Source organism: Eudoraea sp. (genome assembly GCF_049665975.1).
In the GTDB taxonomy this organism is placed as follows: Bacteria; Bacteroidota; Bacteroidia; order Flavobacteriales; family Flavobacteriaceae; genus Eudoraea.
Map to the genome: position 1 here is coordinate 1 of NZ_JBATGR010000261.1, position 12,760 is coordinate 12,760.

Here is a 12,760-nt window from a genome sequence, read left to right on the forward strand (position 1 = left end):
ATTTTACCGTCTATCAGATCAAAATAGTAACTGTTTTGTTGTTGAAGAGAAGTATCAAGAATTTCAATAAATTTAGACATGTCTGAAGGTTTTCTTTCAAATTCGATAAACCACTCATGGTATGGTAATTCATCCTTTTCTGGTGTAATTTGCGGTGCTACGGTAAACTCATTTATAGAAGCATCACAAGCCTCAACAGCTTTTTGCATTGCAACTTCAACTTCTTTTGCAATGACGTGTTCCCCAAATGCGGAAATAAAATGTTTTATGCGACCTGTAACTACAATTTTATAAGGTGTTGTTGAAATAAACCGAACGGTATCGCCAAGATTGTATCCCCAAAGACCTGCGTTGGTAGAAATAATCATGACATAGTTTGTGTTCAATTCCACTTCACCGATAGTAAGCCGTTTTGGTTGCTCCTCAAAAAATTCATCTGCCTTTACAAATTCATAGAAGATGCCTGAGTCTAACAATAACAGCATGCCCTCTTCCTTTTGAGAGTTCTGATAAGCAAAAAACCCTTCACTTGCCGGAAATAATTCTATGCTATCCACCCTGCGGCCAATAAGTTCTTCGAACTTTGCCCTATAGGGCTCATAATTGACCCCTCCATAAATAAATAGATTAAAATTTTTGAATAGTTCACCAATATTTTTATCGCTTGTGGATTTTAATTTTTCAAAATACATCTGAACCCATGAAGGTATGCCTGCAATTAGCGTCATGTCTTCATTTATTGTTTCCTCAACAATCTTTTCCACCTTAGTTTCCCAGTCTTCAATGCAATTTGTTTCCCAGCTGGGCAAACGGTTTTTTTGAAGGTAGTTGGGAACATAATGTGCAGAAATACCTGATAATCTTCCCAGTTTAATCCCGTTTTTCTCATGTAATTCCGGACTTCCCTGTAGAAAAATCCACTTCCCATCAACAAAATCGGAATTAGCGGTTTCATAGATATAATTCAGAATTGCATTCCTTGAGGCGAGAACCTGTTCTTTGATGGATTCAGAAGTAATGGGAATATATTTGGCCCCTGATGTCGTTCCAGAGGTTTTGGCAAAATAGATTGGCTTTCCGGGCCAAAGAACATTTTGATTGCCCGCTACCGCCTGTTCCACATACTCGCGTAAAGCTTCATAATCTCTTATTGGAACTTCATTTACAAATTCTGAGTGGCTCTCTATTTGTTTAAAATTATGATCAATCCCAAATTTTGTGTTTTCAGCCTTCCGCAGGATATGTTTGAAGACCTTTTCCTGACTTTTTAAAGGTTCACTGGCCCACTTTGCTGTTTTACGCGCTATGTTTTTCGCAAAAATTCTGGCTGCTAAAGATTTTAATGACATCCTTTCTAGTTAAAATCAATATAATCAGCCGGGTCCACAGGATTACCCTTATTCCACAGCTCAAAATGTAAATGAGGCCCGGTAGTTAATTCTCCCGTGTTTCCCACAGAAGCAATAACCTCTCCGGCCCGGACAAAGTCGCCCTGGCCTTTGTTTAATGAGCCGTTATGTTTATAGACTGAAAGTATTCCGTTTTTATGCTCCATAATTATGACATAACCTGTTTCAGTGGTCCATTCAGAAAAAATTACTGTTCCGGCCGCTACTGCTTTGACCGGAGTATCCTTAAGAGCAACAATATCTACAGCATAATGCTTGTTTTGTGCATCATATTCCTGAGAAATTGTCCCGCTAACTGGTGAAAACAACACAAGGCCCTCACCCTCTTTATCGCTTTCAAAAAGATTGTACTTATCTTCCAAAGCAACTTCTGCTCTTAGAATTGAGTCTTCTCTGATTGGACTAAGATCTACTGTCGATGGGTCTATTTTAAACTGTTCAAAAAGTGAGTCTCTATTAATTTGATTGTTTTCAATATCACCTCGCAGAACCATACGAATATTACTTAAATACTTATTGGTATAATTCAACACTGTAACCAGAGAGTCTGTCTTGTACGTTAATTCTGTTGCCTGTCTTTTAAGCTTAGTAGACGAGTAGCCGGGAATATATTCTCTTAAAGGTGTAAAAGCAATAAGTAAAGTTGTTAGCCCAATAAGTCCGATAATAAAAAGGGATCCGGTAACAAATACATTGAGCCTGCTAAGTTTAAAAGAAATCTTTTCTTCAAAAGTACTTTCGTTAAGTATTACGAGGCGGTACTTATGCAGAAGCTTTCTCCGTATTTCTTTTCTCTTTTTTCCTTTTTTAGCCATAAAACACAAAGATAAACTTCGATTTGAATTAAGCAGTAAATACCAATTAAATTTATAGTCTTCTTAATTTCTACCTATATTTAATCTACGGATTGGACGGATTTTTTGACTTTTACAATTTAAAATAGATCTTCCCGTTACTATTAACAATAATATAAGTACTTTTTTAGTACCTTTGTAATCCAATAAATTAAAATATTATGGTATCATTAATTACCTTTTTAGCAATAGGTCCCTGGCAAATAGCTATTATCGTTATGGTTGTTTTACTTTTATTCGGGGGCAAAAAAATACCCGAATTAATGAGAGGTTTGGGAAGTGGAATTAAAGAATTTAAAGATGCCTCTAAAGAAGACGATCAACTTGAGGAAAAGAAAGAAGAATAATAAAGTAATTTCTTGTTAGATATAAAGCGCCATCATTGGCGCTTTTTTTTATGGATTTAAAAAGAATATTTTTTTGTTATATACCTATCGTTTTATTTATATTTAAGTTATTTTAATGGTCTAAAAGACAATTTGATACCGCATTTCCAGTTATTTTGTAATCCTTTCCATACAGAATAAAACAGACAATCTACCTTCCTTTTTATCGATGAAATACATAAGTTGATCGTACACGACAAAAAACATCTCTTTCACAACAAAAAATAAATCAGGAGTATTAATACTTCTAATTTCGTCGTTAAAACAATGATATTGGTGAATCCCTGCCGCAACTTTTAAAAAATAATACAACGGCAGATAGTCATATTTCCCAAGCTTTTGAACTAATGAATACAAAATTAATACAGCTTCTCCTTCCTCTAATATTTCTAACAACCATTGGGGTGCGTTCGCATGTTAATGAATCTATAGTAGAATTGACGTCGATAGATGTAAAAAACAATTATAATTCAAAGATCGAAGCTTTTACTGATGATGTTAAGACTTCAACACCCAATACCGATGTTGCTTTTAAACGAATGGCCCGGGAATACGGCATTCCTACAAGATTAGTCAAAGATTTTTCAGCCGCAAAAAATGGATACTACATTATTGCCGGAGTCTACGGAGATCCTGCAAATGCCAATAAATTTGCTAAAAAATTGAGGCTTAATCAACTAAATCCTTCTATCATTACTCATCCTGTCAGCAAATTAAACTATGTTTCTCTGGCCCAACATGAGAATTGGAAAGAGGCCATTAACTCATGCTCTACTGCAATGAATGGGAAATATCTGTCCGAGGTATGGATTATGAATGTTCAGGGAAGTATATCACCGCAGGTTACAAATACTTCAGTAATCGATAGCAAAAAATTAAAAGAAAATACACGCAATACTTCAAAGGAATTTATAAGAGCAGCAAAGGAGAATAAAATTGCGGGCAGGATAGTTCCCGGGTTTAAGGGTTTAAAGAACGGCTACTATATCGTTGCTGGTGTTTATGGGGATGTCCAAAATGTTAAATCATTCCAGAAAAAACTAAGTAAAATAAGTCTGGCTTCCAAAGTAGCAACTCATCCGGAAAGTGGCTTAAACTATGTTTACATCAAAGAATCTAAAGACTGGGAAGAGGCAATAAATGCCTGTATGTCTAATCTAAATGGAACCTATAAGGATAAATTGTGGATCATGAATGTCTTTGATCCAAACGAAGTTAGAGCCTCAGGGGATTTACATATATTGGAGAAAGATAAAAACCCAGTTTCAAAATCCTTCAATAAAATCGATTCGAAAAATTATAGCCTATTTAGTCCTTCCAAAAATCTAAAAAATGGGTCCTCCGTTTTTACTAATGATAAACTGCTTCAAAAGGCTGATTTATATTTTGGTAAAATGTGGTATGCTGAAGCTGCAGAACTTTATGAACAGGTACTGGAGCTAGACCCCAATAATCAATCCTTTAAGATAATAGAAAAGGCAGGAGATTCACATTACTATAACACCAATATGGAAAGAGCTTATTACTGGTATGATAAGCTATATACTAATTATCAAAATGAGATGTCTGCTGAGAATATCTTTAAATATGCCAATTCTTCAAAGGGTACCGGGAAGTACGCAAGAGCCAAACGCTTGATGCGCTTGTATGATAGAGAAATGAAGAAAGGAAATTCGCGTGCATTGGAAGATTTATCAAGGGCAACTCCCAATGAAATTGTTCTAGACAATATATTAAATACGGAGGAAACAATTAACATTGCAAACCTGGCGGTAAACACAAAGTATTCCGATTTCTCTCCGATGTTCTATAATGATGATGAGATGGTGTTTTCTTCAGCTATGGACTCATCTTTTTTTAATACCAGACGGTATAAATGGAATAATCAGCCCTATCTTGATCTATATGTCGCTAAGATAAATAAGGAATCACAGGAAGTTAAAGATGCAATAAAATTCTCTAAAAAGGTAAACACTAAGTACCACGAGGCATCTGTCACTTTTTCGCCGGACAATCAAACCATGTATTTCACGAGGAACAATTATGGCAAAAAGCTAAAACGAGATAAAAATGGCAATAATAATCTGAAAATATACATGTCCAAAAAAATAGATGGTGAATGGACTGAAGGGAAAGAACTTCCTTTTAATAGTGATGCTTTTTCTACCGGTCATCCTGCCCTTAGCCCGGATGGAAAACAATTGTATTTTGTTTCCGATATGCCGGGAAGCATTGGTATGACCGATATTTTTGTGGTTGATGTACTTAGTGATGGTCAATTTTCTGAGCCAAGAAATCTTGGTCCCGAAATTAACACCGAAAGAAAGGAGATGTTTCCGTTTATTAATGAAAAGAAACTCTATTTTTCTTCCGATGGACATGTTGGTCTGGGTGGGTTAGATATATATGAGGTTGCTTATGATGAGGAAGTCGGGTTTCTGGAGGTAAGGAACGCAGGTCAACCAATAAACAGTAAAAAAGACGACTTCTCATATATTGTTGATGAAGAAACTCAAAAGGGTTTTTTTGCATCAAACAGAAGAGGTGGTAAAGGGGATGATGATATTTATTCATTTCAAAGATTACTGCCTGAAGAAGCAAATGAAAATGCTATTGCAGGCGTTGTGACAGATTTAGTTACAGGGGAAGTAATGCCCGAAGCTTTGGTAATGCTCCTGGATGAAAACAATATTAAATTGAAAGAAGTGGTTACTGGTGAGGATGGGAACTTTGTATTCGAAGATCTGGAGAGCACTACAAAGTATATTCTAAAGACCGTAAAAGGCGATTACTTTGAAGACGAACAAACTGTTGATACCAAAGATAATGAGTTAGTTCAGACCGACGTATCCCTGAAAAAACTCAAAGAGCTTATTGCAATAGAAGATGGAATCAAAAAACTTAAAATTGACATGATCTTCTTTGACTTTGACAGGTTTTATATAAGAAAGGATGCGGCTAATGAACTACATAAGTTAGTTGAAGTAATGAATGAGTATAAAACAATGGTTATCAAAATTGAAGCCCATACAGATTCCAGAGGTAAAAGGGCTTATAATAAATACCTGTCAGATAAAAGAGCAAAGTCTACACGGGACTATCTGATATCACAGGGAATTTCTCCTGATCGCATACAAAGTGCTATTGGATACGGAGAAGAAAGATTACTCAACGAATGTGACGGTACTATTAGGTGTACTTCAGCCAAACATCAGCTCAACAGGCGTTCAGAGTTCATAATTGTAAAGATGTAGTTCAAAGAGGCACTGCATCAAAAACATTCTTAGTGTTTCTGCTTAGGAGTTAATAAGTAGATTGCTTTTGCTCAAAGATTCTCTCTAATCTATTGATTTTCACAACCCTATGAAGCGCTTTCACAACAAACATACATCCTGAAATACGTATCAAAAGAAAATTTAGTTATAAATATAGTCTTACACCTTAAATTCCAACCTATGAAGCATATTTTACTTTTTAAAGAAATTTATACTGAGGCCTTCAAAAATCTTGGCCATGTAATAATAAAGAATTATTTCAAAGTATTTTCCTGGTTTTGTTTTGTCTCTTTTATCATTGTGCTTTATGCATTTTTGTTTAGAGTAGCTACGGGATTTGCTTTCGATTAACACCAAGCAACCTAAATACCAAAGAGCGCCTTTAACCGGGCGCTTTTTTATTTTCTATAGATTACCTAGGCAATCTGACAAAGCTCGTTCTTCGTGCATTTAAACGCCTATTTCATGCCTTTCAAGGATTCTTCAAAGCAAGCCTGTTCGTACGCCAAATATTTACGCTTTTTAACCGATTTATATACCAAATTAATACCATAAAAAGATATTTGTCTTAATTAACTTCATAAAAGACACTATATGGATAAAATATTACTATTTAAAGAACTCTATTTAGAAGCTTTCAGAAATTGGACGAACATTTTTCTTAATAAATATTTCAAAGTATTTTCCTGGTTTTGTTTTGCTCTGCTACTCATTACCATTTATGCTTTTATCTTTAGAGTAGCCACCGGTTTTGCATTTGATTAATTATCGGAGGTATAAAATTTAAAAAGGCCCTGAAAATATATTTTCAGGGCCTTTTTAAATAAATGCTATTTGAGTCTAATTAAACTGTACTGTTTTAAGAATAGCTTCAAGTTCAAACATATAGTCTCTTTTGTTGGTTGCAGGAGCAAAAGTAAATCCTTCCAGGATCAGCTTTCTGTTATTTTCCTTATCGTTTATTATAAAGGTCAAAAAAGGGCCTGCCATAGGATAATTTTCAATTTCCCAGATGCCTCTGGCTTCCGCGGCTTTTTTACCCGAAATTTCCGCAGGGAAAACATAAGGCGCAAATGCCTTCTCTGTAACCATATAGGTTGTTTTATTGGGTATATCTGGTCCCGGGATATACTTTTTGCCAATAGAATCCCTCATCTTTACAATGTCTTTGACGAAAGTTGTATCATTTTCAAAACTGTCCCAAGGCATAGCGTATACTATTATGTTCATGGTTCCTTTAGGAATTTCACGGTCTATCCAAATAAAATTATCCTCCACTTTATCAATCTTATATATAGAAGGCAGTCTAAGAGAAATGTTAAATTTGGATTGCAATACAGTGTCTTTATTTAGGGAACGCAAAAATCTTTTTTGCGCTTCTTCCATCTCTGTTTTTTTGAAAGACGTAATAATCTTATCTGACTGGGCATCCAAATTATCGATAATTTCTTCTTGTGTTCTTCCCTTAATTACGCCTACTTTTTGCGGTGTTGCATATAGATCGGTTTTTATATGCGCTAAATCCAGGGTGTCCAAACTCACAAACAAAACGGAACGTCTATGGCGTGTCATCCCTGTAAATACCTGGAGGGGCATATGCTCTATCGTAAATTGGGGTTCGTTCCAGGTAAGCCCTAGAATAGGTGCTGCAAAATGTTCTCTCACTTTATCACCAACCTCACCTTCCCAAAGATCATTATCCATTACCACGGCGAGCGAATTTATTGCGCCAACCGAAATTGGTTTATATGCCTTTTTATTTTTATCGTTACAAGAAACCAATAAAAAGAGAGATAAAAATAGCGTTCCAAAGTATTTCATATAATTCATTTTAGGATGAACAATCGCACAGTTTCAATTTTGTGCCCGGCTGTAGATTGTTACCGCTAATACCGTTCCATTGTCGTAATTTTTCAATAGTAATTCCGGGATATTTTCTGGAGATAGTCCATAATGAATCGCCTTCTTTTACTGTATGCACTTTAGAATTGCCTGAAAAACTAACTGCAGGTGTAGATTTTATTGATGTCTTTTTATTTGAAGAAGCGACAGTTACAGGCTTTCTGGGATATATTGTGAGTCGTTGCCCAATTCTTAAATTATTACCTCTAAGGCCATTCCATTTTTTAATTTGGCTAACCCCAACTCCATAACGTTCAGCTATCCTGCCAAGATAATCCCCGCTTCTTACCCTATATCTAATTCTGTCCTCAGCAGTGACCAATTTCGGCAAGGCGCTTTCTTTGCTTTTATTCTCTTTTTCTGCGAATGCATAAATAGCTGCCTCGTTGGCTACAAATTTACCCATAGCATCTTTTGGAAGTCTTAAGAAATATTCTTTGCCTTTTACTTTGGGAATAATATCTAATTTGTATGAAGGATTAAGAACTTTTAACTCTTCATTACTTACGCCGACCAGTTTTGATATTTGATCAAAAGTTATTAGATTTTTAACATGTACTGTATCAGTTTCAAAATAAGGCCGTTCAGCCTTATTTAGTTTAATTCCATGTTCGTTCGCGTACTCGAACAAATACATAGTAGCTAAAAATGCCGGTACATAACCCGCAGTTTCTCTGGGAAGATTTCTTCTAATATTCCAATAATTTGTATAACCCCCCGATCTTCTAATAGCTTTATTTACATTACCGGGACCCGAATTGTACGCAGCCAAAGCTAAATCCCAGTCTCCAAAGGTTTCATAAAGTTTAGACAGATATTTACATGCTGCTGCAGTTGATTTAATTGGATCGCTACGTTCATCTACATAACTACTTACATCCAATCCATACATCTTACCTGTACTATACATAAATTGCCAAAGACCTGTAGCGCCCACTCTTGACTTTGCCCTGGGGTTTAATGCAGATTCTACGATAGCCAGATACTTTATTTCCAGAGGAATATTGTAATTGTCCAATTCCTGCTCAAACATGGGAAAATAAAACTGGCTTGCGGTAATCATGCGTTCTATAAATTCGTGCTTCCGCAACAAAAAAGATTGAATTACTCTTTCGAGTGAAGGGTTGTATGCGATGTTAAATGGCGTTTTCTGATTAAGCAATTCCAGTCGTTCCTTTAGGACCTCAGTATCAATTGTAAGTTGTTTTAAGGAGTCTGTTTCCAGATTTGAGACATAATTATACATGTCATCATATAGGCTTGCGTTTTCATATAATTCTTTCATCCAAAGACTGTCGTATTTAGCAGCTTTAGAATTATCCTTAAGGTTGTAGCCTTCACTTATCGCAGTAGATTCAAATGAATTGTCTTTTTTTGTCGAGGTCTCCTTGAATGCAGCATTCAGGTTAATTGTTTTTTTAATTAATTCAACTTTTTCGTTCGTCGATTTATTTATTGAGGATCCGTCATCCAAAATAGGAGGTGTGTCTTGTTTTTGTGCCAACAATGGCCCAACAAAAACGAGAAGAAAAATAGAAAGAATGATTTCTCTAAATGCAGTCATATATCTGATTTTTGGCCGAAGGGTGTAAGCGAAAATCGCATTTTTTTATGAAAAACTAAAATAATGCTTCTTAAACTATTTATAATAAACAAAAATACCCGTTTATCGATAACGCCTTTATGTCTCTAATATTGCCGCAATCCCGGGCAGGGATTTGCCCTCAAGGCTTTCCAGCATTGCACCACCGCCAGTAGACACATAGCTTACTTTATCTTCAAACCCAAATTGTTTTACAGCAGCTACGGAGTCTCCTCCTCCAACCAATGAAAATGCCCCGTTTCTTGTGGCTTCGTCAATAAAATTACCAACGGATATGGTCCCTTTCGCAAAGCTCTCCATTTCAAAAACACCTACGGGACCATTCCACAAGATAGTTTTAGAGGAAAGTATAACTTCTTTAAAAGTCTCCAAAGTCTTTGGTCCGGCATCTAACCCTTGCCAGCCATCAGGGATATCATCAACAGCAACAATCTTCGTGTTTGCATTGTTATCAAAGTCATCAGCAGCGATGACATCTACTGGAAGATGAACCTGAACTCCCTGTTCTTTAGCTTTCTGAAGTATGGAAAGTGCCAGCTCCATTTTATCATCTTCACAAATTGAATTTCCTACTTTACCCCCTTGTGCTTTAATAAAGGTATAGGTCATCCCACCCCCTATTATAAGGTGATCTATCTTACTAAGGATGTTTTCAATAATAGTGATTTTTGATGAGACTTTGGCGCCTCCAAGTATTGCTGTAACAGGTTTTTCTCCTGTTCTCATAACCTTATCTATAGCTTTAATTTCTTTTGCCAACAGGTACCCAAAACATTTTTTATCAGGAAAAAAACCAGCAACAATTGTCGTTGATGCATGAGCTCTATGCGCTGTGCCAAAGGCATCATTGACAAAAATATCTCCCAAGTGTGCCAATTGTTGTGCAAAGGATGCATCTCCTTTTTCTTCTTCAGCATAAAAGCGAAGATTTTCTAGCAAAAGTATTTCTCCATTTTCCAATTCTGCTACCGCTTTTTCGGCCTTTTCACCAACGCAATCATCTACAAACTTTACCTGGACACCCAGGACCTCTGATACTTTATCACAAATATGTGATAATGATAGTGCGGGCACTCGCTCTCCTTTAGGTCGCCCCAGATGGCTCATAAGAACTGCGCTTCCGCCGTCTTCCAGGATTTTAATTATTGTTGGTTTGGCCGCCTCAATTCGATTAGAATCTGTTACATTAAAATCGCCATCTAATGGAACATTAAAATCTACCCGTACTAAAGCTTTTTTATTTTTGAAATTAAAATCATCTATTGTTTTCATTCGTAATAATTATTTAGAGAATGGCAAATGTAAAGATTAATACAGTTCAGTTAAAGGGGGCTCCAAAAATTTATTGTTAGATGATCAAATGTCCTATATTTGAAGGTATGTTATTCAAGGATATTCTAGGGCTTTCTCATATTAAAAATCATCTTTGGTCGAGTGCTGATGCAGGGCGCGTACCACACGCACAATTATTTGTTGGTCCCGAGGGCAGCGGTACGCTTGTAACTGCTCTGGCATATGCTCAATATTTGTTGTGTGAGAATTCAGGTGGTGAGAACCTTCCTATTGAGGATTCATGCAATTTGAAATGTGCTTCTTTATCACATCCAGATCTACACTTCGCATTTCCAGTATCCAATTCAGATAAAGTAAAATCACATGCTGTAAGTAATAATTATTTACAAGAATGGCGACAATTTGTAAAAGAACAGCCTTATGGAAATCTTTTTGACTGGTACCAACTTATTGGTACGGAAAAAAAACAAGGGCAAATTGGGGTTGACGAAGCTTATGATATTGTAAAAAAACTCTCCTTAAAATCCTATGAAGGCGGATACAAAATAATGGTTCTTTGGATGGCAGAAACTATGAACACAGCCGCTTCAAATAAATTGCTTAAATTAATTGAAGAGCCTCCTGATAAAACTGTATTCTTATTTATTGCAGAAGACGAAGAACAAATCCTGCAAACGATACGTTCAAGATGTCAGATATTGCACTTTCCGCCTTTATCTGAAGATGTAATTGCCGCTGCATTGATAGAAAAAGGTCTGGTGAGAGAAGAAGCATTAAGGGTTGCCCATGAAGCGAACGGGAACTTTAACAAAGCCATGGATCTTATGAACAAAGATTCTGAAGAATTAATTTTTGAAAAGTGGTTTGTTCAATGGGTTCGCAGTGCGTTTAAAGCAAAAGGTAATAAAGCGGCAATTCACGAATTAATTCTCTGGAGTGATGAAGTGGCCAAAACCGGAAGAGAAACTCAGAAAAAATTTCTAAAATATTGTTTAGCGGTTATGAGACAGGCCATGCTGTTGAATTATAATGTAAAAGAATTGGTTTATATGCGCATACATATTGACGGCTTTCAACTTGAGAAGTTTGCCCCTTTTATTCACGAGAGAAATATTTTATCTATCGTATCCGAATTGGAAGAGGCTATTTATCATATAGAGCGCAACGGGAATTCAAAAATTATACTAACGGATTTATCCATAAGACTAACTCGTCTGTTGCATAAATCAGCGGCCTAGTCATTTTAATTTTCTCCAAGTACTTGATAATAAAATAGTTATATAAATATCTTATGGAAAACATACTAAATAATACGGCGGCACTTTTAATATTACTGTTCCTTATAATTACTTTTTTACAAAGCGGGATTGACAAAATAATTGATTGGAAAGGAAATCTGGGTTGGTTGAAAGGGCATTTTAAGGATACGCCATTAAAAAACCTCGTTCCATTGCTGTTAGCTACTATACTTCTAATGGAAGTCATTGCAGGTGCTTTATGTGCACTAGGGTTGTATCAACTAATTTTTATCGGAGAAGGTACATTTGCATTTTATGGAGCAATCTTGTCATGTATTGCCTTGCTTATGCTACTGTTTGGACAAAGAGTCGCTAAAGATTATGATGGAGCAAGAACTATTGCAATCTATTTTATTCCAGCAATTTTCCTTGTTTATCTACTACAGCCTTAAATCAAAATTAACACACCAGATTAACCTTTCTTTTGACTTTAAAGAAATTTTTTTATAAGAGCTTTATTAGTAAATAAACCCCCGATATCAGTTCTTGTACTGCTCGTTTAGGATTTTCAAAATGTCTTGAGTAAGATCCTTTGTGTCAGTTCCATAGAGCACACTACCACCATCTCCCCCGCTTAAGATATAAGTAAAGCCATTACTTTTCCCGTAGCTATTAATCTCCTTCTTTACTTTACTTATCAGGCTATCCATTTCAATTTGACCTTCCGATTGCATTTGTTGTTCTTCCTGCTGTAATTGTTGGCCTATAAACTGACCCTTTTGTTGCAACAACCCATACTC

The 12,760-nt window shown here is 35.9% G+C and carries 12 protein-coding genes; 6 read left to right on the forward strand and 6 right to left on the reverse strand.

Features of this window, described 5'->3' with window-relative positions; translation table 11 throughout:
* Positions 1 to 1,349: GH3 family domain-containing protein (locus WBN20_RS09445; protein ID WP_424281501.1), on the reverse strand; the 1,349-nt coding region annotated here is incomplete at its 3' end.
* Between the two features lie 5 nt (positions 1,350 to 1,354).
* A complete protein-coding gene (locus tag WBN20_RS09450; protein ID WP_424281502.1) occupies positions 1,355 to 2,224 on the reverse strand; it encodes a M23 family metallopeptidase in 870 nt (289 codons plus the stop codon).
* A gap of 200 nt (positions 2,225 to 2,424) precedes the next feature.
* On the opposite strand from WBN20_RS09450, the gene WBN20_RS09455 reads away from it, so the two are divergent.
* From WBN20_RS09455 to WBN20_RS09470, 4 genes are all read left to right on the forward strand, one after another.
* Positions 2,425 to 2,610: a twin-arginine translocase TatA/TatE family subunit gene (locus WBN20_RS09455; RefSeq protein WP_297696181.1), complete on the forward strand. Its 186-nt coding sequence runs from the start codon at positions 2,425 to 2,427 to the stop codon at positions 2,608 to 2,610.
* A 386-nt stretch (positions 2,611 to 2,996) separates the two neighbouring features.
* On the forward strand, positions 2,997 to 5,903 hold the full coding sequence (locus tag WBN20_RS09460) for an OmpA family protein (protein ID WP_424281503.1): 2,907 nt from the start codon (positions 2,997 to 2,999) through the stop codon (positions 5,901 to 5,903).
* A gap of 201 nt (positions 5,904 to 6,104) precedes the next feature.
* Positions 6,105 to 6,275, forward strand: a complete 171-nt coding sequence (locus WBN20_RS09465) for a DUF6747 family protein (protein ID WP_424273209.1) — start codon at positions 6,105 to 6,107, stop codon at positions 6,273 to 6,275.
* A 243-nt stretch (positions 6,276 to 6,518) separates the two neighbouring features.
* On the forward strand, positions 6,519 to 6,689 hold the full coding sequence (locus WBN20_RS09470) for a DUF6747 family protein (RefSeq protein ID WP_424281504.1): 171 nt from the start codon (positions 6,519 to 6,521) through the stop codon (positions 6,687 to 6,689).
* Positions 6,690 to 6,764: 75 nt separating this feature from the next.
* Here the strand turns inward: WBN20_RS09470 and WBN20_RS09475 are convergent, their stop codons facing one another.
* The 3 genes from WBN20_RS09475 to WBN20_RS09485 form a co-directional block, all read right to left on the reverse strand.
* Positions 6,765 to 7,745 (reverse strand): DUF4837 family protein, encoded by a 981-nt coding sequence (locus tag WBN20_RS09475; protein WP_424274482.1) that lies wholly within the window; start codon positions 7,743 to 7,745, stop codon positions 6,765 to 6,767.
* 10 nt (positions 7,746 to 7,755) lie between these two features.
* Positions 7,756 to 9,390 (reverse strand): LysM peptidoglycan-binding domain-containing protein, encoded by a 1,635-nt coding sequence (locus WBN20_RS09480; protein ID WP_424274483.1) that lies wholly within the window; start codon positions 9,388 to 9,390, stop codon positions 7,756 to 7,758.
* A 117-nt stretch (positions 9,391 to 9,507) separates the two neighbouring features.
* A complete protein-coding gene (locus WBN20_RS09485) occupies positions 9,508 to 10,701 on the reverse strand; it encodes a phosphoglycerate kinase (RefSeq protein ID WP_424273389.1) in 1,194 nt (397 codons plus the stop codon).
* Positions 10,702 to 10,808: 107 nt separating this feature from the next.
* Between WBN20_RS09485 and WBN20_RS09490 the strand changes: the two genes are divergently transcribed.
* Together WBN20_RS09490 and WBN20_RS09495 are read left to right on the forward strand one after the other, a co-directional pair.
* Positions 10,809 to 11,960 (forward strand): ATP-binding protein, encoded by a 1,152-nt coding sequence (locus WBN20_RS09490; RefSeq protein ID WP_424273394.1) that lies wholly within the window; start codon positions 10,809 to 10,811, stop codon positions 11,958 to 11,960.
* Positions 11,961 to 12,013: 53 nt separating this feature from the next.
* Positions 12,014 to 12,412 (forward strand): DoxX family protein, encoded by a 399-nt coding sequence (locus WBN20_RS09495; protein WP_424273390.1) that lies wholly within the window; start codon positions 12,014 to 12,016, stop codon positions 12,410 to 12,412.
* Positions 12,413 to 12,499: 87 nt separating this feature from the next.
* Here the strand turns inward: WBN20_RS09495 and WBN20_RS09500 are convergent.
* On the reverse strand, positions 12,500 to 12,760 hold a 261-nt coding region (locus WBN20_RS09500), incomplete at its 5' end, for an OmpH family outer membrane protein (RefSeq protein ID WP_424281505.1).